Here is a 20,435-nt window from a genome sequence, read left to right on the forward strand (position 1 = left end):
CTGACCACTTGGGCGTTTGCCCGGGAGTAAGCACTTGATGGTTTTTTCGAGGGGCTCTTTATGCCCCTCAGGGAGCTCCGCTTGCTCGCTTAAATGCGCCGCTCATTTCGAGGGCAGACCACAACATCTTGTGTTATCTGTGGGGTTGGTTTTGGCGCGAAATTCATACCGGCTGTTGATAACCGTCAACGATGGTGCCGCAGACCGGGGCTATGATCGCTTGGGACTGTATGCGGCGCGTGGGATAGGATAATCTATTCGGAAATGCCGTAGTGCTCTGCTACAACTGTTTCGAATAACTGTCGGGGAAGAATACACTCGTGGAAACAACGGAAACCGGTCGAATCCTGATCGTCGAGGATGATGAACGCCTGGCGGAACTGACCAGGGAATATCTGGAAAGTAATGGTCTTAGTGTCGGCGTGGAGGGAGACGGCGCCAAGGCGGTGGAGCGTATTTTGGCTGAAAAGCCGGATCTGGTAGTGCTCGATCTCATGCTGCCGGGCGAGGATGGTGTGTCGATCTGTCGCCGGGTGCGTCAGGACTACCATGGGCCGATCCTGATGCTGACGGCGCGTACTGATGACCTTGATCAGGTTCTCGGGCTGGAGATGGGCGCCGATGACTACGTGTTTAAGCCGGTCAGGCCAAGAGTTTTGCTCGCTCGGGTGCGGGCCCTTTTGAGACGCAGCAGCACGCCGGCAGGAATCGAGGAGGATGAGCCAAGCGATCAGTCGCGTCTCAGCTTTGGCAAGTTGGTTGTCGATAGCGCCATGCGTGAGGCCTGGTTAAACGAAGAGAGCATTGAGCTAACCAGTGCAGAGTTTGATTTGCTATGGCTGCTCGCCAGCAACGCGGGTAGGGTGCTGAGCCGTGAAGAGATATTCGCAGCCCTGCGCGGTATTGAATACGATGGCCAGGATCGCTCTATCGATGTTCGAGTGTCCCGTATTCGGCCCAAGATTGGCGACGATCCCATGCACCCGCGCTTGATCAAAACGGTACGCAGCAAGGGGTATCTGTTCGTTAAGGAAGCCGCTCCGGTCTGATCGCTGGCGGCCACGCCGGTGGTCGCCTTAGCCACTCTACTTATAACCCGGGATCCGTCGTGACCAGTATTTTTCTGCGTATCTATGGTGGTCTGCTCTTTACCCTGGTGCTGGTCGCCGTCTTGTCGGGCCTCGCGGTGACCATCATTAACGGCGTGCGCCTGGCGGAGTATCGGAAGGAGATGGCGGGTGGAACCTTTCGTCTTGTAGCCGAGGAGTTACAAGACTTGTCGCCCGAGCAGCGCCCATCTGGCCTGGAGCGCCTCGAGGTGGTGTTGGGCATCGACCTGGTACTGATGCCCCGTTGGGAAACCGGTCTCGATGCGAAGCAGTTCAAGAAAGCTGACAAAGACGGTCTGCTGATAGAGGTGAACACTCGTAATAAGGGGCGTATTTTTGTGCCCCTTGATGATGGAATGGTTCTGCGCGCGGATATCACCAGCCTCACCGAGCAACTAGCCTATGGGACACTTAACCTACTACTTGATCGCCTCTATCCGTTGGCGGAAGCGGAGCGCAGTGTTCATCTTGCCGAACTTCAGGGGCGCTGGTTTTCCTATCCGATGCAATTGGTTGGGCCTGAACAGTCGGCTCTGAGCAAGCCTCAGTTATTGCGTCTGGCCAGTGGGCAGACGCTGACCCAGCTGGGTGGTGATGCGGGCTCAGTGGTTTTCTTTGCTCCCCTCAATGACGAATTGCGGTCGCTAAAAGTGGGGCCGGTGAGCCTCTTCGAGCGCTACCCTTTCAAACTGCTGCTCTCGATCGTGCTCTTTATGTCGACCTCGATATCGCTGGCAATCTATGTGTTGGTACGAGGGTTGGAGCGGCGCTTACGTAAACTGGAAAGCGCTGCTACCCATATCTCCCGGGGAAACCTGGATGCAAGGGTACAGGTTCGAGGTGCAGACTCGGTGGGGCGCCTTGCGATGGCCTTTAACGGTATGGCCAGTCATATTCAGCGCTTGTTAAGTATCCAGAAAGAGATGATTCGGGGTGTTTCCCACGAGCTGCGTACGCCGGTAGCTCGCCTGCGTTTCGGGCTGGAGATGGTAGCGGACGCCACCTCCGAGGCGCAGCGCATGCGTCATCTTGAAGGGATGGATGGCGATATCCAGGAGCTGGATACCCTGGTTGATGAAATTCTTACCTACGCCAACCTGGAGCAGGGGGCGCCGGTGATTCACTTCCGGCGCGAGGATATCGACGCCATTCTCGATCAGGTGGCACGGGAGCAGCGCCAGACCAACCCCGATACCGAGATAGAACACCATCGCAGCCAGCTGCCGGAGCTGATGCGAAAAGCAGAGGTCGAGCGTCGCTACATGCACCGAGCCGTGCAGAACCTGGTGGGTAACGCCTGCCGATACGCCAGGAGCCGGGTTCGAGTGAGCTATCACCTGAACGCCGAAAGCTGTCGTATCGACGTCGAAGACGATGGTCCGGGTATTCCAGAAGATCAGTGGGAGCGGGTTTTTACCCCCTTCACTCGACTCGATGACAGTCGTACCCGAGCGTCTGGCGGCTACGGGTTGGGGTTGTCGATTGTGCGCCGCATCGTCTACTGGCATAACGGCCGCGCCCTGGTTGGCCACAGTGATCTTGGCGGAGCCCGTTTCAGTATTGTGTGGCCCCGCAAGCAGCGGCGCTAGTGCACCTGCGGGCTACAGGCCCGCTGTCGTTGATCCGCGTCACAGCTTTGGTCGGGGCGGGCTACCTATAATACGGCGTCAGGCGTCACCTTTGAGGAGGCGTGCAGCTCGCAATTTAGGTAGATCAGACTTTGCCGGTAAATAAACGACATAACCAACTGAGTCAACGGGCCGGGGGTAGATTCCTGGCGTGGGGACTGAGCTGCGTTATCGGCTTATTGTTGTTGCTGTCTGCATCGGCGCGGGGGCAGGATATGCGTATCGCCATGGTTGCCGATGCGCCCATGCAGTTGATCGCTTGCCGGGTAATGGAAAAGGTCTATGCGCGGTTGAACCTGGCGCTGGAACCCGTTCCCCTGCCAGGCAAGCGGGCCTTGCAAGCATCCAACAGCGGCGATGTTGACGGAGAGCTTTTACGGATAAGCGCTATCAAGCAGCGCTATTCGAATCTGGTGCAGGTGCCCGAGTCCTACCTGATGATGCAGGGGATGGTATTTAGCCGTGCCGGGTTGCCGCCGATGAGCCGCTGGCAGGATCTGGCACCCTATCGGGTCGGGGTGGTGCGAGGCGTCCACTACAGTCGCGAAGGTACCGAAGGCATGAACCGTATTGTTGCCAGTGACGTGCCTCAACTGTTCGACCTTCTGGATAGGGGGCGCGTTGATCTGATTGTCACCGCAAAACTCAACGGTGCGATCGAAATGCTGCGGCGACCAGAGGCTTCCTTCGTGCTCCATCCTATCCCGCTGTTTGAAGAACCCCTGTACCACTTTCTTCATAGGGAACACCGTGCGCTGGTCCCTGGGCTGGATCGAGAAATACGGGCACTTAAATCCAGTGGCGAGCTCGAGCGCTGGGTGGATGAAGCGATCGCCGAGACAGCACTTTCTACCCGCAAGCATGTGCGAACAGGGCAGGGGGGATGAAGCTCAGAGCAGGCTGCGCTATAGTCATTGCTGATACTGGCGGGTAGCAGGGAGCTTATCGTCGGTTTGACACGTGACTTGGCGAGGCCTCGTGATTAAAAATAATTTCAGTTTTGTTTGTGGTGTCCTATTGGGACTTGCTGGTTGGCTGGCGACCTCTGCCAGGGCCGAGACTCCAACCCTTTACGCGACCATGATCGCTAATAGCCACTTGCAGTGTATGGCCAGCAAGGTGATGGGTCGGGTCTATGGCAATCTTGGAATGCGGATGGAGGTGTTGCCCATGCCAGCCAAACGGGCGCTCGCGTACTCCTCGTCAGGACAGGCAGACGCAGAGCTTTTGCGGCTGGAGGGGTTTAGCAAGCAGTACCCCGACCTGTTGCCGGTGCCCGAGCCCTATCTTGGGTTTTCAGGAGTGGCCTTTAGCGGGCCCGTCGTCGGAACGATTAGTGGCTGGAAGGATCTGCGGGCCTACCGCGTTGGGGTCGTGCGTGGGGTAAGGTATTCCAATGAGGGGACCGAAGGCATGGAGCGGATCCTTGCCAACGACCTGCCGCAGCTGTTTGACCTGTTGGAAAAGGGACGGGTCTCGGTGGTTGTTACCTCCCGTGTCAGTGGCTCTGTGGAGGTGGCCCGGCGAGGATTAACACCCTCAATCGTCGTGAACGGCCAGCCCCTTTACGAACGCCCCCTTTACCATTATGTACATCGAGATCACGCTGCACTGATTCCTCTGCTGGACGCCGAAATACGCCGTATGAAGGCGTCGGGGGAGTTGCAAGCCATAACCGATCAGGCTCTGGATGAGTTGCTGCTCAATGCCCAAACTGGAGGGCTTAGTGAATGTACGCAGTGATCTTCACCGCCACCATGAAGTTAGCCGATGATGAGTATTTTGAAACGGCAGCGCGCATGCGCGAGCTGGCCCTGAGTCGCTATGGCTGTCGTGAATTTACGGCGCTCAGTGAGGGCAATCAGGAAATAGCAATCTCCTATTGGGACAGCGAGAGCGATATATCGGCTTGGAAATCTGATCCCGCGCACCAGCAGGCCCAGCGCCTGGGGCGCGAGCAGTGGTATGCGAGCTACCGGGTACAGGTGGCGCGGGTTGAGCGGCAATACCAGCAGGGGGGAGAATCATTATGATGCCAGTCCTTTCGAAAGGTTTCTTTTCACTACTGGAGGAGGCCGAGCAAGCCGTCGAAACCCTGACTCCCGAGCAGGTGATGGCGGCACGTGGCGACGCAGATGTGTTGTTGGTGGACCTGCGTGATATTCGCGAACTGCAACGGGAGGGCAAGATTCCGGGAGCCTTCCATATGCCCCGAGGCATGATGGAGTTCTGGATCGATCCCGAAAGCCCCTACTTCAAGGGTATCTTTGCGGAACATTCCCGTTGGATCTTCTATTGTAATAAGGGGTGGCGCTCGGCGCTCACCACTCATGCAGCGATGAAAATGGGCGTTAGCCATATCGCACACATGGGGGGAGGTTTTACTGCCTGGGCCGAGGCGGGAGGCGACGTAGAAGAGGTGGCGAAGCGTTAGCGACTGATTTTACGGATTGTCCAACCCAGAGTGTTTGCCCTCGTTGGGCGCCGGGCTGTTTTGTCCCCCCCATACACCGATCGGGAGAAAGTTTATGAAAGGGATTACACGGATAGTCGCACTGGCGCTAGCCTTGGTACTGTCGAATGGATTATGGCTAACAGCCGTTGCCGCCGATGACGGCTTGGTATGGGTTCGCAGCGCACACAGTGTTGCCAGCACGAGCCAGCGGTTGCAGGCGATGTTTGCAAACAAGGGGGTGACCCTGTTTGCTCGTATTGACCATGCCAAAGGGGCGCGATCCGTTGGTAGCGACATGCCCCCAACGGAGCTGTTGATTTTCGGTAACCCAAAACTCGGTAGTCCGTTGATGGCATGCCAGCCCAGCGTCGCCATTGATCTGCCACAGAAGATGCTGATCAGCGAGGATGCAAAGGGGCAGGTGTGGATCAGCTACAACGCGCCGGCCTATCTGGCGCAGCGACACCAGATCAAGGAGTGTGATCCGGTGCTTGCAAAAATCACAGGGATTTTGGCCCGGTTTGCGCGAGCAGCGGCTTCACCCTGAGGGATAAGTTTAAGTGGATCGTTTTAGCGCGCCCGTTCGATACCGCTCAGGGTCTCGGCTGAGATATCCTTGGCCGTTAGCAGGAAGTCCTGCATAAAGGGCGTGTCCAGCTGATCTTCACGAACCGCCGCAAACAGGGTTCCCGTGACGCCGTCGCGGCTCAGTGGGCGCGCGCTTACGTAACCCTTTTCCAGATACTCATCCAACGCCCAGTTTGGCAGTGCCGACACCCCGCGGCCGCTGGCCACCAATTGCATCATCATCACCGTTAACTCTGATGTGCGTATCGCCAGGGGCTCAACCCCTGCCGGGTCGAGGAAGCGGGTAAAGATATCGAGCCGGCTGCGCTCCACCGGATAGCTGATCAGTATCTCGGTGCTGAGGTCCTCGGGCTCGATATGGTTGCGAGCGGCGAGGGGGTGTTGGTTGGCTACCGCTAACAAACTTTCGTAGCGAAAGAGAGGGATGTAGGCCACACCCGCCAGCTCTTCAGGGTCCGAGGTGACCACCAGATCCAGATCCCCTCGTTGCAACGCGGGCAGGGGCGCAAAATTGAAGCCACTGGCCAGGTCCAGTTCGACGTCGGGCCAGTGGTTACGAAACTCATCAATCGTGGGCATCAACCACTGGTAGCAACTGTGACATTCGATCGCCAGGTGCAGGCGCCCAGCCTCGCCGCCGGCCAGGCGCTCGAGGTCCAGCTCGGCACTGCGTACCATCGGCAAGATATCACTGGCCAGATTGAGTAAGCGTTGTCCGGCGGTGGTAAACCGTAACGGGCGGGTTTTTCGTATCACTAAAATGGTACCGGTGCGGGTTTCAAGGTCTTTCAACTGGTGGGAAAGAGCGGACTGGGTCAGGCTCACGCGCTCCGCTGCTTCGGCCATGCTGGAGCAGTCGCGCAGGGCGATCAGGGTTCTGAGGTGGCGTAGTTCAATCATTATTAGAAAATATCAACGAAGAGGGGTTATGCGTGATTTTAATTCAATTAGACCTGTCCCGTATAGCCGCGCCTGCCGAGGGGGATGCGAAGGCCGGTGTGGGTGTTATGCTCGATAGATAGCGCAATAAAAACAGGAAGATAACCATGACCCATTACCTTATGGCGATCGATCAGGGCACCACCAGCACCCGGGCGATTATTTTTAATGGCAAGGGAGTGCCGCTTTGGCAGAGCCAGCAAGAGTTTACCCAGATCTATCCCAAAGATGGCTGGGTTGAACATGACCCCGAGGAGATTTGGGAAAGCACCCTGTCGGTATGCCGCAAGGTGCTGATAAAAGGGCATCTGGAGGCAAAGGATATCGCTGGCATCGGCATCACCAATCAGCGTGAAACGACCCTGGTATGGGACCCTGTCACGGGTAAACCCATCTACAACGCAATTGTCTGGCAGGACCGGCGCACGGCAGAGGTCTGCGAGGCGTTAAAACAGCAGGGAAATGAAGGCCTGGTTGCGAGGAAAACAGGGTTATTGCTGGACCCCTACTTTTCGGCCACCAAGATCGCGTGGATTCTCGATAATGTGAAGGGTGCGCGGGAGCGTGCCGAGCACGGCGAGCTGTTGTTTGGCACGGTGGATAGTTTTTTGTTGTGGCGCCTGACCGGGGGAAAAAGCCATAAAACCGATGCTACCAATGCATCGCGCACCCTGTTATTTGATATCCATAGTCAGCAGTGGGATGAAGAGCTACTCCGAATGTTTCGTGTTCCCGCTGCGATGCTGCCGCAAGTGGAAGATTGCAGTGCCGATTTTGGTGCTACTGATCCCGAACTGCTGGGTGCCGCCGTGCCGATCGCCGCGATCGCCGGTGATCAACAGGCGGCGCTGGTGGGGCAGGCCTGCCTGCAACCGGGTATGGCCAAAAGCACCTACGGTACCGGTTGTTTCCTGATGCTCAATACCGGGGACCAGGCGGTACAGTCTCAAAACCGTCTACTGACCACCGTCGCCTACCGTTTGGGTGGCAAGGTCAGCTATGCCGTGGAAGGCAGTATCTTTGTCGCAGGGGCGGCGGTGCAGTGGCTGCGCGACGGCATCCGCCTGATTCCCCACGCCAGTGACACTGAAGCGCTGGCCAAAGAGGCGCGTGACTCCAGCGTTTATCTGGTGCCTGCATTTACGGGGTTGGGGGCACCCTACTGGGACCCCAATGCCCGTGGTGCCATTTTTGGCCTCACCCGCGATACCGGTATCGCGGAAATTGTCGCTGCCGGGTTGCAATCGGTGTGCTATCAAACCCGGGATTTAATGCTGGCGATGCAGGCCGATGGGGCGCAGAAACCGGAGACGCTGCGGGTGGATGGAGGCATGGTGGTTAACAACTGGCTGATGCAGTTTTTGGCGGACATGCTGGACGTACCTGTGGAGCGACCGCAGGTAACCGAAACTACCGCCCTGGGGGTGGCCTATTTGGCGGGCTTGCAACTGGGTCACTATGACTCGTTGGAGGCTGTTGTCGAGCTGTGGTACGGCGACCGTCGTTTCGAGGTGACTATGGCTGGGGAGCGGCGAAACAGCCTCTATAATGGCTGGCTCGATGCGGTGGCTCGCGTGCGCACGAATAGGCCGGTAGAGGAGTGACACGGAGGCCAGTGTTGTAGGGTAGAGGCTTAACGCGCACTTTTTGTAAGGGTACTACACTTAAATCAGGTTGGGTCTGCAGTGTCTTGGTGCGCCAGGGAGGTGGCGGGATGTCTGTACACAGAGAGATGAAGCCTGATTGCACCCCCGTCGGAGTCGTAACCGAAGTCCATGGGCCAGTGGTGGTGGTACGCTGTGAACCGCTGCCGCCGGTTGGGAGGGCGCTGCGCTGCGCGTTGGCTGGCGAGCATTGCATATTGGAGGTGCATCAGCATATCGATAGTGATCGCGTTCGTGCCATCGCATTGCACGATACTGCGGGTCTTGCACGGGGTGTGGAGGTCTATGATCAACTCGCCGAGTTGCAGGTTCCGGTGAGTAAAGCCTGTCTCGGCCGAGTTCTGAATCTCTTTGGAGAGCCTTTGGATGGCTTGGCGCCGGTCGCCGCTGAGCGTTGGCGCTCGGTCCATGGGCGGCCAGCGGAGCTGGACAGCGAAGGGCAGGCTGGGCAGATGCTGGAGTCGGGCATCAAGGTGATCGATCTGCTTTGCCCCTTCGTGCGGGGTGGAAAAACCGGGCTCTTCGGTGGTGCCGGGGTGGGCAAAACAGTGTTGGTGATGGAGTTTATGCGTGCCATTGCCCAGATCCACAAGGGTGTCTCGGTCTTTGCCGGAATTGGGGAGCGGATCCGGGAGGCCCACGAGCTTTGGCATGAGCTGGATGATACGGGAATGCGCGATCGCACGCTGATGGTGTTCGGGCAGATGGATGAGTCTCCTGGGGTGCGGTTTCGGATCGGCTTGACGGGTATCACCTATGCGGAGTATTTGCGCGATCAGTTGGCAACCGAAGTGCTGTTTGTGGTCGATAATGTGTTTCGGTTTGTTCAGGCGGGCAGCGAAATATCCAGCCTGCTGGGAAGAATGCCTGCAACCATGGGTTACCAGCCTACCCTCAGCAGTGAAGTATCCGAACTGGAGGACCGCATTTTTTCTACCCCCAAGGGGGCCATCACGTCGGTGCAGGCGGTCTATGTGCCCGCCGATGATATGAGCGATCCTGCCGTTAGTACGATTCTCAGTCACCTCGATAGCAGTGTAATCCTGTCGCGCCATCAGGCGAGTCGGGGAATCTACCCGGCGGTGGATCCGCTACTATCCAGCAGCCGAATGCTTGATCGCCATCTGCTGGGAGAGCGGCATTATCTAGTGGCGGAAGCGGTTCGTGAGCACCTTGCTCGCTACAAAGAGCTGGAAGATATCATCACCATGTTGGGCATTGAGGAGTTGTCGGCACAGGACCGGCGCATCGTGTTGCGTGCTCGACGTATTCAGAAGTACCTGACACAGCCACTGTGGGTGACCGCATCCCATACCGGGATAGCGGGTCAAAGCGTGCCTCTGGTCGAAACCATTCGTGATTGTGATGCGCTGCTTTGCGGCCGCTATGATGATCGGGATGAGTCCGATTGTTATATGCGTGGCACCATGGAGGCCTCGGTATGAGGACGTTTATTTTGCAACTAATGGATGCAAAAAAAACCCAAAATATCGAACGGGTCGAATCCTTTGTGGGTAGTGACCGCAGTGGTAGTTTTTCGTTATGGGCCCATCATCAACGCTTTATTACCGTGCTCGAATTTGGGCTTGCTCGTTATCGGTGCCAGCATAATGAATGGGTCTATATCGCCATGCCGGGAGCGTTGTTACTGTTTGAGGATAACAATTTGCAACTGGTTAGTCGTCGATTCCTGATAGATCAGGATTACCTGAAAATCAGTGAGCGCTTAACCCAAACCCTATTGGTAGAAGAGGAGGCGCTGGAAAAAGCACGCCAAAGCCTGCGTCATATGGAAGAGATGGTGTTGCATGAATTGCTTAGGAATGTTCGAGGCCAATCATGAATACGACTAATTCTCATGAAAAATTAAAGCGCAGTATAGAGCAGCAAGCGCAACGTATCCGTAAGGCAGATTCTGAGCAGTCGAGTCTGCTGGCACAAACGGTATTTATTGGAACCTTGGGGCTGTTGTTTGTTGTTCCCATGGTGGCAGGTGCGTTTCTTGGTAACTGGATCGATCATCAAATGTCAGGTTATTCCGCCAGTTGGACGCTTAATTTTGTGGTGCTAGGTACGCTGTTAGGAGGCGTTAACGTGTGCGTGTTTGTGAGGAGGCACTAAATGAATCTACAGGCAAAAACAATCTTTCAAATTGGACCCCTTGATATAACCGATACAGTGCTAACCACTTGGGGGTTGATGGCTGTACTGGTAATCCTGTGTTGGTTTTTTACCCGGCGCCTCGGCCAGCGCCCGTCCTTACTGCAAGCAACGGTAGAAGGTATTGTCACCGCGATGGAACAAGCCGTCGGGCAAGTGCTGCCCGATCACACCCGCAGGGTTTTACCGCTTATCGGAACCCTCTGGATATTTTTGGTGTGTGCGAATTTACTTGGACTTATTCCCGGCTTGCACTCCCCTACGCGCGACCTCTCAGCCACCGCTGCGCTGGCGATTCTCGTCTTTTTTTCGGTGCATTGGTTTGGTATTCGACATCTTGGGGTCCGCGAGTACCTGCGCCACTATCTGGCACCGAGCCCCATACTATTACCTTTTCATGTTATCGGTGAAATAACCCGAACCCTGGCGTTAGCAGTGCGTCTGTTTGGCAATATCATGAGTCTTGAAATGGCGGCGCTATTGATCTTGCTAGTGGCAGGATTCCTGGCCCCCATTCCGCTTTTGATGTTGCATATTATCGAGGCGCTGGTGCAGGCCTACATTTTTGGCATGCTCGCGTTGATCTACGTTGCAGGTAGTATGCAGTCGCAATCTCAATCTCAACTTCAATCTGAACTTAAATCTAAGGAGACCTGTCATGAGTGATATGAGCTGGTTTGCCATGATCTCTACCGGTACGGTTGTGCTGGCTATCGCGCTTGGCGTGGTAGGTCCGGCGATGGCGATGGGGCGAGCGATCTCGAGTGCAATGGACGCAATGGCACGACAGCCAGAAGCGGAAAAATCTATTATGCGCACACTGTTCATTGGATTGGCGATGATTGAGTCGCTGGCCATTTACGTGCTGGTTATCGGATTGATTGTGCTCTTTAGAAATCCGCTGCTGGAGTATCTGCTGAACTGAGGGGGTGCCCGTCATGACATTTTCCTGGTCCACTTTCGCACTGGAACTACTTAATTTTTTGGTGTTGGTGTGGTTGCTTCAGCACTTTCTCTATCGACCGGTACAGCGAGTGGTGCGCGAACGTCAGCAAAAAATAGATCAAACGCTGTCCGACGCCGATGCATTGCAGCAACGAGCCGAGTCTCTGCGTCAGGAGTATGAGGGTCGAATTGAGCAGTGGCAACATGAACAACAGTTGCAACGTGAAGCCCTGCAGTTGGAATTAGAGGAGCGCCGCCGGGAGGCGCTTGAGGTATTGCACAAGGAGATGGCGTCGCTGGAGAAGAAGCGGGAGGCGCTGGATAAACGCAAACGTGAACAGCAGCGACAGCAGGATCTTGAACTGGCGTTGGGGAATGGGCGTCACTTTGCTTCGCGCCTGCTTGATTTATGCCCCCGGCCTGAGCTGGAAGAGCGCCTGCTTGACTTGCTGTTGACTGACCTTGAGTCTGCGACCCAGGGGTTAAAGTCAATGCTGCAGGGTGACACGGCGACAGCGGTGGTGCTTGAAACCGCCTTTCCCCCACAAGAGGCTACACGGCAGGCTTTGCAGCAGGCTGTAAGGTCACTGTTGGAACGTTCATTTGATTGGCAAGAGCGCATAAACCCTGATTTACGGGCGGGGGGAAGGTTACTTATCGGTGGGTGGGTGCTGGGTGCAAATCTGCAGGACGAATTGATCGCGTTCAGCGAAGTGTCTCCTGATAAGGAGCTTCAACATGAGGATTAATCGTCTTGTTGATCAGCAGCGCTGGGTTCAGGGTTATCATCCGGGACTGAGGGTGATCGAGCGAGGGGAGGTTATTTCAATCGGCGATGGTATCGTCTGGGTTAGGGGCCTGCCCTCTGCTGCGTTAGCCGATATTCTTGAGTTCTCCGACGGTAGTCGTGGCATGGTGTTCGATTTGTCTACGGAACGTATTGGCGTGGTGCTGCTACAGCGCCGGGGGCAGTTGGGAGCAGGATCTTCGGTGTCTCGTGTGCGTCACCACTGTAGTATCGGGGTCGGGGATGCCCTACTCGGGCGCGTGATTGACCCGCTTGGTGACCCACTTGACGGCGGCCCATTACCGCATTGCGAATTTCAGCAGCCGCTGGATGGGTTAAGCGCGCCAATTACTGCGCGAGAATTCGTAAATCAACCACTGTATACCGGTAATCGAATTATCGACACGCTGCTGCCGATTGGTCGCGGCCAACGCCAGTTAATTATTGGCGACGAAGGCTTGGGGCGAAGCTCCATTGCTTTGGATACCGTAATTCATCAACGCCACCAGGGTGTCAGGTGCGTCTATGTGCTGATCGGGCAAAAGCGCTCCACGGTGGCCAATACGCTGGATATTCTGCGCCGCCACGGGGCTCTGGAGTACACAACGGTTGTGGTAGCCGCAGCGCGGGCTCTACCGGGATTGCAGTATCTTGCTCCATTGGCCGGGTGTGCGATAGCGGAGTTCTGGATGCGCAGGGGAATGGATACCCTGGTGGTATACGATGATCTGGGTACCCACGCGCGGCTCTATCGGGAACTGTCACTGCTGCTTCGCCGTCCCCCGGGGCGTGAAGCTTACCCTGGCGACATATTCTCTATTCACGCTCGTTTACTGGAGCGCTCAACTCGCCTCAACAGCGCCCATGGGGGAGGCAGCATGACGGCTTTGCCGATCGTGGGCACCTTGCAGGGGGAGATTGCAGCATATATCCCCACCAACCTGATCTCTATCACCGATGGTCAGATCTACCTCACCCAGGAACTTTTTTCTGCCGGCTTTAAACCTGCGATAGATATTACCCGCTCGGTTTCCCGTATTGGCGGTAAGGCCCAGCACGAAAAAATAAAGCAGCAGGCCGGGCGCATAAAACTTGATTACCTACAGTTTCTTGAATTGGAGGGGTTTACCCACATAGGGGCAAGATTGGAGCCCGCGATGGAGAAACAGCTGAAAAGGGGCAGAGTATTGAGAGAGTTGCTTAAACAGCCCCTTTTTAAGCCGCAACTCATTGCCGCTCACTTTTCCTGGCTGTTGGCTTATAACCAGGGCTGGTTGGATGACTATGAAATCAAACAGGTTGAGGGAGTCATTGACCGTCTTACCCGTGGCGTGGCAGGTAGCCGCTTGACGCTCGATCACCCCCAAGAGGAGTGGCTTCATGAGGTGGAGGTATGGCTACGGGAGGTAGGTAGCGGTGAGCACCGTTCGGGAGCTTAAGGGGCAGATCCACCGATTGAGTGAGATCGGTGACATCATGGCTGCGATGAAAAATCTGGCGTTTATGGAGACGCGAAAACTAGAGCGCCACCTTAACGCCCAGAAAAACATGGTCGAGCGCATCCGTTATAGTGCAGGTCTTTGCATTAGCCATTTTCCCCGTACTCTGCCAGAGGGAAGCCCCGAGCAAACTCTGTGTGTGATGTTTGGCTCAGAGCGAGGGTTTTGTGGAGATTTTAATCAGCGGTTGATCCTACAGGGTCAATCGTACCTCGACGATCTCTCGGTTGAAGGCGTCATTACTCTGGGGCACAGGCTTAACCAGCGGTCGATCCCGGGGCAACGGCTGTTGGCCGCGTTGCCGGGCGCCAGTGCCAGTGAGGAGGTGGAGTCGGTGCTCGTTGGGCTGGCGGGACAGCTCGATACTCTGGAGCAGGAGCTAGGCTCGTTTGCGCTGGTCGTGCTATCTCATTACCCCGAGGGAGGGATGATACAGCTTGATCGGGTATTGCCGCCGTTTCGGGATATCTTGCCGGTGAGCGCTGCCGGTGTGTCGCCGCTGTTAGGGTTCGGTTTGCAGGATCTTATGCTCGGGCTCGGAGAGCACTACCTGATGGCCGAACTGCAACGCATTATCTGTTGTTCCTTGATGGCGGAAAATCAACAGCGAATTATTCACCTGCAGGGAGCCATCCAGAAACTGGAGCAGCATGTACAGTCGCTTCAGCGCAGATCCCACCGTATGCGTCAGGAAGCCATTATCGAAGAGATCGAAATTATTTTGATGAACCAAACGGAGTTTATCGAGGATCCCGATGCTTCCTGTGCCAAGATTCCCCGCAGGCAGCTGGACATAAACCTAAAGGGTAAAGATAAGGGACAAACCAGAGTGCAGTAGCCTACACTGGCACAACGTCCCCCAAAAGTATTTCAAATGACGAGGCCTCTATGTCGACGGTTGATTACTATTTTTCTGTTCTCTCCCCCTTTGCCTATTTAGCTGGCACCCAACTGGAGACGGTGGCTGCTCGTACTGGCGTCAAGGTTAACTATAAACCTCTGGATATCATGGGGTTGTTTGCCGAAACCGGGGGCACGGCACCCAAGGACCGACACTGGTCCCGGCAGCAGTACCGGCTGCAGGAGTTGGCCCGAGTAGCCGATTACGCAAAGCTAAAGATAAATCTCAAGCCTGCGCACTGGCCCACCGATCCGCTGCCGGCCTCCTGCGCTATTATCGCCGCGCAGAACCTGGGGATGGACGTGGGGCCTCTGTGCCACGGTAGCCTGCGCGCCGTTTGGGCCGAAGAGCGGGATATCGGTGATCCGCAGACGGTGCAGGCGTTGTTGCAAGCGTCGAGTATCGATGCCGGGGTTGTTGCCGCGGCAATGGATGGTGCCGAAGCACAGTACCATCAGAATACGCAGGATGCGATTGCCGCTGGTGTATTTGGCGCGCCCACCTATGTGGTGGATGACCAGGTGTTTTGGGGGCAGGATCGGCTGGATTACCTGGAGCGCTACTTACAGCACCGAAAGTAGGCTGGGGATCAGGGTTTCGCCCTTGGCCCGATGATCGAGGGGGACAGATAGATCGGGTTTCGGCGTTAACGCTGCTCGATGGGCCACCGTCACTAATAGCCGGCGAACAATGGTTTTTTATGCCTCGCGGTAGGTACGCGAAAACTCCGGGTTGCCATCGGTTGGGGTGGCAAAAACGACGAGATGGTCCGCCTCAACACGTACCCCAACTGCCTGGTCCAGTTCCAGGTTGTGATGACTGGGGATCAGCGACTCGATGATACTGCCGGTGGGCAAGCGCAGATGATATTGGCTGACAGCACCCATAAACGTCTTGCGGACCACGGTGGCGACACAGGCGCTGGCCTCATCCAGGATGACATCATCCGGACGCAGGAGGACTTCGACCGGGGTTCCTTCGGGCCAGTTAAAGGCTCGGTTACCCGCCAACGTGCCCAGCTCGGTGGTGATACTGTCCATGGCGCTCATCTGGCCACGAATGAAGTGTCCCTGACCGATAAAATTGGCCACAAAGGGGGAGTTGGGCTCGTGGTAGAGCTCGTAGGGGGTATCCCACTGCAGCAGGTTCCCCTCTTTGATAACACCCACCTTGTCGGAAAAGGCAAACGCCTCCTCCTGGTCATGGGTGACGAGGATGGCGCTTATTTTTTGTTCTTTGAGGATCTCCCGCACCTCCTGGCTAAGCCGGCGGCGCAGGTCCACATCGAGATTGGAAAAGGGCTCGTCGAGCAGTAACAAACGAGGTTCGGGAGCCATAGCGCGAGCCAGTGCGACCCGCTGTTGCTGGCCACCGGACAGCTCGTGGGGGTAGCGGCGATCCATTCCCGGTAGATTGACCATCTCCAGCAGGCGTTTGACGATTATCCCCTTGTTACGCTTTTGTTTGATGCCGAAAGCGATGTTTTCGTAGATGGTCAGGTGGGGAAACAGCGCATAGTCCTGAAACACCATACCGATCTGGCGCTGCTCTGGAGGCAGCTGCCCGCTGGCGCTGGATAGCTCTCTGCCGTCGAGACGAATCTCACCGGCCAGTAGCGATTCAAAACCTGCGATGGCCCTCAGGGTGGTGGTTTTGCCGCAGCCGCTGGGGCCGAGCAGGCTGCAGATGTCGCCATCGTTAACGTGGAAACTCAGGTCATTCACAATCACCTGATGCTGGTACGCCAGTTTAAGCTGGCTGACCTCAAGAAGTAGAGCCATGGATATTCCATTTGCGGTCCGCCTCGGATAGGCGGGTTGTAGCCAATAGCACCCATCTTAAAGGCTGGGGAGATAACGGGCAATGAAACTCATTCGCAATACTGAGCCAGATCAATACTCTGTCCAGCCAGCATTCGATGGGTCACTATCAGGTTGGTTAATAGCCGGTTATTTGTCTGGTGAACCCGGTTGCGCCCGGTGCCACCCCGGCGCTAGGCTGGATCGACAATATTACAAAAAATCACCTTGAATAAGCCTTGCGAGAACGCCTATATGTCCCAGAGCGAGCAAACCCACTACCGTGCCTGCCATCTTTGCGAGGCGATCTGTGGCCTTAAAATTGTGACCCAAGGGGAGCAGGTTGTCTCCATCAAAGGCGATGAAAATGACCCCCTGGGAAGGGGGCATATCTGCCCGAAAGCCGTTGCTTTACAGGACCTTCACGAAGACCCTGATCGCTTGCACAAGCCGATCAAGCGCGAAGGAGATCAGTGGCACGAAATAGAGTGGGAGCAGGCGTTTGAAGAGGTAGCCCAAGGCTTGGTCGGAGTGCAGCAGCGCCATGGACCCGATGCAGTGGCAACCTATCAGGGCAATCCCAACGCCCATAACCTGGGTTCTATTACTCACGCAAAAATGGTGACCAAGCAGCTACAAACCCGTAACCGGTTCACCGCTACCTCGGTCGACCAGCTGCCCCATCATCTCTCTTCCTTGTGGCTTTATGGGCATCAGTTTCTGATTCCGGTGCCCGATATTGACCGTACGGACTACCTGTTGATGCTGGGGGGTAACCCAATGGCGTCGAACGGGTCGCTAATGACGGTGCCAGATTTTCGAAAACGGGTCAAAGCGTTGCAGGATCGGGGTGGCCGATTGGTAGTGATCGACCCACGGCATACTGAAACAGCGGAGGTCGCCGACCAGCATCACTTTATTCGCCCGGAGACCGATGTACTGCTTCTGCTCGCGGTTTTGAACCGTATGCTGGAGAGCGGTTGCCGAGGCCGTGGCGAGGTCGGCGAGCGACTGCAAGGGCTCGAGGCGGTGGCCGAGAGTATTCGCGAGTTCACCCCGCAACAGGTCAGCGAACGCACGGGAATCCCGTGCGAAGATATTGAAGCGATGGCGAAGGCGTTAGCCGGCGAGCGCGCACTCTGTTATGGACGTATGGGCGTCTCGACCCAGCGCTTCGGTGGGCTTTGCCAGTGGCTGATCGCACTGATTAACCTGGTCGGGGGCAATATCGACCAACCTGGTGGCATGATGTTTCCTGCGCCAGCAATTGATTTTACCGCGTTCGCTGCCCCCGGGCACTTTAACCGCTGGCAGAGCCGCATTCGTGGCTTGCCAGAGTTCGCCGCAGAGTTGCCGGCATCGGCGATGGCCGAGGAGATGCTGGAGCCAGGTGAGGGGCAGGTTCGGGCACTGCTGACGATCGCGGGTAACCCGGTGCTGTCGACGCCGAATGGTCGTCAGTTAGAGCATGCTCTTGGCGAACTGGAGTTTATGGTGGCGATTGATCCCTACCTCAACGAAACCACCCGCTTCGCCAACATCATATTGCCACCGGCGTCGCCCCTGGCCCATGAACAGTACGATATGGTGTTCCACCATTTTGCGGTGCGCGACACCCAGCGCTATAGCGAAGCGATCTTCGCACCTCGCGCAGGCGCGTTGCTGGACTGGCAGCTGTTTAACGGGCTGGGAAAAGCGATGGCAGAGCTTAGCGGCAACTCCTTTCAGCCGCTGCCCGCCCCGCGAGAGCTGGTGGATCGAGGGCTAGCGCCCAGTGGGTTGAGTGTTGCGAAGCTGCTGGAATCCCCCAGTGGCATCGATCGCGGACCGATGCGAAGCAATCTGTTACGGCGCATTAAAACCCCTGACGGCCAGATTCACTGCGATGTGGCGGCATGTTTGCAGGATATTGAACGTGTGCAGGAGTCCTTGCAGCGGCCCGTCGGGGAGTTGACGTTGATCGGGCGTCGCCATGTGCGCTGCAACAACTCCTGGATGCACAATAGCCAGCGGCTGGTGAAAGGCAAATCACGTACAGCGTTACTGATTCATCCCGCCGATGCGGCGCGATATGGGTTAAGCGAAGGTGATCGGGCGCGGCTGGCCTCACGGATTGGGGAGGTGGAGGTCAGTATCTCGATTACCGACCGCCTGATGCAGGGCGTTGTGAGCTTACCCCATGGCTGGGGGCACCAGCGTCCTGGCGTTCGGTTGCAGGTGGCGAGTGAGTTCTCCGCCCCCAGCGCCAACGATCTGACCGATGAGCTCTGGCTGGATGCCCTGTCGGGTAATGCGGCGGTTAACGGGGTGCCCGTGTCTTTATCGTCGTTGCCGGCGCAATAGTAGGGTAGCGGCGTTAATTGTTGTAGAATGCACGCCAGAAGCGGTAACGGGATGCTGACAGGCAGGCCCTGCCGGTGAACTCCAGTTGAATTTTTACGAGGTAACCTGATGGATATTATGGACCAGATCAAACAGCAAATTGAGAGCAATACTGTCTTGTTGTTTATGAAGGGCACCCCCAACATGCCCCAGTGTGGTTTCTCCTCCAAGGCGGCTCAGGTCGTGATGGCCTGCGGTGAGCGTTTCGCTTACGTCAATATTCTGGAGCATCCGGAGATTCGGGCCAACTTGCCCAAGTACGCCAATTGGCCGACCTTCCCCCAGCTGTGGGTGGGTGGTGAGCTGGTCGGTGGCAGCGATATCATGGCTGAGATGTACGAGTCCGGTGAGCTGCAAACCCTGGTCAAGGAAGCCAGCGCCGCTGCGGGTGAGCAAGAAGCCGGATAACGCGCTCGTTGCCGGGGAAATCAGGCCGTTTTCGGCACGATCCCCACGTACAAAAGCCCGCCATTGGCGGGCTTTTGCCGTTATAGGCTTAGGTTATGAAAGTGGGCGCCGGGCGCCTTCAGGAGGTGGCAGACTGCAGGTAATTTTGTAAGCCCATCTTGTTGATAAGCTCCAGTTGAGTTTCCAGCCAGTCGATATGTTCCTCTTCCGAATCGAGTATTTTTTGCAATAGCTCGCGGCTAACGTAGTCTCGAATACTCTCGCAGTAAGCGATCCCTTCGCGTAGATCGGGCAGTGCGCAGTCCATCTCCAGGTTGAGGTCGCTTTGCAGCATCTCCGGGACGTTTTCGCCGATATGGAGTTTTCCCAGGTCCTGCAGGTTGGGCAACCCCTCAAGGAAAAGGATTCGCTCGATGAGCCAGTCTGCATGCTTCATCTCGTCGATGGATTCGTGGTACTCCTTCTCGGCCAGTTCGGTCAGCCCCCAGTCCTTGTACATGCGAGCATGAAGAAAATACTGGTTGATGGCGACCAGTTCGTTACCAAGGCAGCGGTTGAGATGCTCAATCACCTTACTATCACCTTTCATCGCGGTTCTCCTGTTAAGGGCTGGACTTTCAGTATGGATCAGCGATTTCAGGGCGCAAGGGAGATATGAGGTAACAGGGTGGAATTAAATCGCCGAGTAATAATCGCAACCGGTTGCGGGTTGCTGGTCGTTACCGGCCTGACGGAGCAGGTCCCGAGCGGTACGGGCGCATTTGCCACACTGGGTACCCACTCCCAAGGTTTCACGCAGGTCGCGCAGGCTATCGGCACCGGTATCGATCGACTGTTGAATCTGGCTATGGGTGATTCCTTTGCAAAGGCATACGTACATGATGGGTTCCTGGGAAAAGAGATCATTGGGGTTGAAGTGTTACGGAATAATAACCAAAACGAGAATCATTATCAATAAGTAGAAGCCCTTACTGCAAACCGATTACCAATAGGAAATCTCTATTGTTCCGCAAAATAAAATCAATGGCGATTTGGTGGGATGCAACCCCTGCACGGTGTACTATGCTTACCACCTGATTCACCGCGCCAGAAGCTGTAAACCGCTCTAGACAGGGCGTTTCACTGGCCACAAGAGATTGAAATCTTATCTGTTTTTGCAACATTGATCGGC

23 protein-coding genes are annotated in these 20,435 nt (G+C 56.2%); 19 read left to right on the plus strand and 4 right to left on the minus strand.

All coding sequences use genetic code 11. The annotated features are described in order from the left end of the window. The first annotated feature begins 320 nt into the window (after positions 1 to 320). From ACP3PW_RS09645 to ACP3PW_RS09675, 7 genes are all read left to right on the plus strand, one after another. Positions 321 to 1,049 carry a response regulator gene (locus ACP3PW_RS09645; RefSeq protein WP_426416488.1) on the plus strand — a complete coding sequence of 243 codons (729 nt, stop codon included), beginning with the start codon at positions 321 to 323 and terminating at the stop codon, positions 1,047 to 1,049. Positions 1,050 to 1,108: 59 nt separating this feature from the next. Further along, complete coding sequence (locus ACP3PW_RS09650) at positions 1,109 to 2,698, plus strand: ATP-binding protein (RefSeq protein WP_426416489.1); 1,590 nt, start codon at positions 1,109 to 1,111, stop codon at positions 2,696 to 2,698. Between the two features lie 131 nt (positions 2,699 to 2,829). Then, the gene (locus tag ACP3PW_RS09655) at positions 2,830 to 3,624 is read left to right on the plus strand and encodes a substrate-binding periplasmic protein (protein WP_426416490.1); all 795 of its coding nucleotides are present in this window, start codon (positions 2,830 to 2,832) and stop codon (positions 3,622 to 3,624) included. Positions 3,625 to 3,715: 91 nt separating this feature from the next. Continuing rightward, positions 3,716 to 4,480: a substrate-binding periplasmic protein gene (locus tag ACP3PW_RS09660; RefSeq protein WP_426416491.1), complete on the plus strand. Its 765-nt coding sequence runs from the start codon at positions 3,716 to 3,718 to the stop codon at positions 4,478 to 4,480. After that, on the plus strand, positions 4,468 to 4,770 hold the full coding sequence (locus ACP3PW_RS09665) for an antibiotic biosynthesis monooxygenase family protein (protein WP_426416492.1): 303 nt from the start codon (positions 4,468 to 4,470) through the stop codon (positions 4,768 to 4,770). The genes ACP3PW_RS09660 and ACP3PW_RS09665 overlap by 13 nt, the downstream gene beginning before the upstream one ends. Then, entirely contained in the window at positions 4,767 to 5,171 is a 405-nt protein-coding gene (locus ACP3PW_RS09670; RefSeq protein ID WP_426416493.1) for a rhodanese-like domain-containing protein, read from the plus strand. Before ACP3PW_RS09665 ends, ACP3PW_RS09670 begins: the two co-directional genes overlap by 4 nt. Before the next feature lie 94 nt (positions 5,172 to 5,265). Beyond that, positions 5,266 to 5,739: a DUF302 domain-containing protein gene (locus ACP3PW_RS09675; RefSeq protein WP_426416494.1), complete on the plus strand. Its 474-nt coding sequence runs from the start codon at positions 5,266 to 5,268 to the stop codon at positions 5,737 to 5,739. Between the two features lie 23 nt (positions 5,740 to 5,762). Here the strand turns inward: ACP3PW_RS09675 and ACP3PW_RS09680 are convergent, their stop codons facing one another. After that, a complete protein-coding gene (locus ACP3PW_RS09680) occupies positions 5,763 to 6,680 on the minus strand; it encodes a LysR family transcriptional regulator (protein WP_426416495.1) in 918 nt (305 codons plus the stop codon). Between the two features lie 146 nt (positions 6,681 to 6,826). Between ACP3PW_RS09680 and glpK the strand changes: the two genes are divergently transcribed. The 10 genes from glpK (at position 6,827) to ACP3PW_RS09730 (ending at position 15,256) form a co-directional block, all read left to right on the plus strand. Beyond that, complete coding sequence (gene glpK / locus ACP3PW_RS09685) at positions 6,827 to 8,323, plus strand: glycerol kinase GlpK (RefSeq protein ID WP_426416496.1); 1,497 nt, start codon at positions 6,827 to 6,829, stop codon at positions 8,321 to 8,323. A 110-nt stretch (positions 8,324 to 8,433) separates the two neighbouring features. Then, positions 8,434 to 9,828, plus strand: a complete 1,395-nt coding sequence (gene atpD, locus ACP3PW_RS09690) for a F0F1 ATP synthase subunit beta (protein ID WP_426416497.1) — start codon at positions 8,434 to 8,436, stop codon at positions 9,826 to 9,828. Then, complete coding sequence (locus tag ACP3PW_RS09695; RefSeq protein WP_426416498.1) at positions 9,825 to 10,226, plus strand: F0F1 ATP synthase subunit epsilon; 402 nt, start codon at positions 9,825 to 9,827, stop codon at positions 10,224 to 10,226. The genes atpD and ACP3PW_RS09695 overlap by 4 nt, the downstream gene beginning before the upstream one ends. Further along, complete coding sequence (locus tag ACP3PW_RS09700) at positions 10,223 to 10,504, plus strand: AtpZ/AtpI family protein (protein WP_426416499.1); 282 nt, start codon at positions 10,223 to 10,225, stop codon at positions 10,502 to 10,504. The genes ACP3PW_RS09695 and ACP3PW_RS09700 overlap by 4 nt, the downstream gene beginning before the upstream one ends. After that, a complete protein-coding gene (locus ACP3PW_RS09705; protein ID WP_426416500.1) occupies positions 10,505 to 11,209 on the plus strand; it encodes a F0F1 ATP synthase subunit A in 705 nt (234 codons plus the stop codon). Continuing rightward, positions 11,202 to 11,468, plus strand: coding sequence for an ATP synthase F0 subunit C (gene atpE, locus ACP3PW_RS09710; protein WP_426416501.1), 267 nt, complete (start codon positions 11,202 to 11,204; stop codon positions 11,466 to 11,468). Before ACP3PW_RS09705 ends, atpE begins: the two co-directional genes overlap by 8 nt. 13 nt (positions 11,469 to 11,481) lie before the next feature. Continuing rightward, positions 11,482 to 12,237 carry a hypothetical protein gene (locus ACP3PW_RS09715; RefSeq protein WP_426416502.1) on the plus strand — a complete coding sequence of 252 codons (756 nt, stop codon included), beginning with the start codon at positions 11,482 to 11,484 and terminating at the stop codon, positions 12,235 to 12,237. Next, positions 12,227 to 13,714 carry a F0F1 ATP synthase subunit alpha gene (locus tag ACP3PW_RS09720; protein WP_426416503.1) on the plus strand — a complete coding sequence of 496 codons (1,488 nt, stop codon included), beginning with the start codon at positions 12,227 to 12,229 and terminating at the stop codon, positions 13,712 to 13,714. The genes ACP3PW_RS09715 and ACP3PW_RS09720 overlap by 11 nt, the downstream gene beginning before the upstream one ends. Continuing rightward, positions 13,692 to 14,612, plus strand: coding sequence for a F0F1 ATP synthase subunit gamma (locus tag ACP3PW_RS09725; protein ID WP_426416504.1), 921 nt, complete (start codon positions 13,692 to 13,694; stop codon positions 14,610 to 14,612). The genes ACP3PW_RS09720 and ACP3PW_RS09725 overlap by 23 nt, the downstream gene beginning before the upstream one ends. A gap of 50 nt (positions 14,613 to 14,662) precedes the next feature. Continuing rightward, positions 14,663 to 15,256: a 2-hydroxychromene-2-carboxylate isomerase gene (locus ACP3PW_RS09730; RefSeq protein ID WP_426416505.1), complete on the plus strand. Its 594-nt coding sequence runs from the start codon at positions 14,663 to 14,665 to the stop codon at positions 15,254 to 15,256. A 117-nt stretch (positions 15,257 to 15,373) separates the two neighbouring features. Here the strand turns inward: ACP3PW_RS09730 and ACP3PW_RS09735 are convergent, their stop codons facing one another. Then, entirely contained in the window at positions 15,374 to 16,456 is a 1,083-nt protein-coding gene (locus ACP3PW_RS09735) for an ABC transporter ATP-binding protein (RefSeq protein WP_426416506.1), read from the minus strand. Positions 16,457 to 16,729: 273 nt separating this feature from the next. On the opposite strand from ACP3PW_RS09735, the gene ACP3PW_RS09740 reads away from it, so the two are divergent. Then, positions 16,730 to 18,817, plus strand: a complete 2,088-nt coding sequence (locus ACP3PW_RS09740; RefSeq protein ID WP_426416507.1) for a molybdopterin-dependent oxidoreductase — start codon at positions 16,730 to 16,732, stop codon at positions 18,815 to 18,817. A gap of 108 nt (positions 18,818 to 18,925) precedes the next feature. Further along, a complete protein-coding gene (grxD, locus tag ACP3PW_RS09745; RefSeq protein WP_426416508.1) occupies positions 18,926 to 19,264 on the plus strand; it encodes a Grx4 family monothiol glutaredoxin in 339 nt (112 codons plus the stop codon). Between the two features lie 118 nt (positions 19,265 to 19,382). Here grxD and bfr read toward each other — a convergent pair whose 3' ends face one another. Further along, complete coding sequence (gene bfr, locus ACP3PW_RS09750) at positions 19,383 to 19,853, minus strand: bacterioferritin (RefSeq protein ID WP_426416509.1); 471 nt, start codon at positions 19,851 to 19,853, stop codon at positions 19,383 to 19,385. Positions 19,854 to 19,937: 84 nt separating this feature from the next. Then, the gene (locus ACP3PW_RS09755; protein WP_426416510.1) at positions 19,938 to 20,144 is read right to left on the minus strand and encodes a bacterioferritin-associated ferredoxin; all 207 of its coding nucleotides are present in this window, start codon (positions 20,142 to 20,144) and stop codon (positions 19,938 to 19,940) included. Between the last annotated feature and the right edge of the window lie 291 nt (positions 20,145 to 20,435).

The sequence above is a fragment of the Aestuariirhabdus sp. LZHN29 genome (genome assembly GCF_049985285.1).
Lineage (GTDB): Bacteria > Pseudomonadota > Gammaproteobacteria > Pseudomonadales > Aestuariirhabdaceae > Aestuariirhabdus.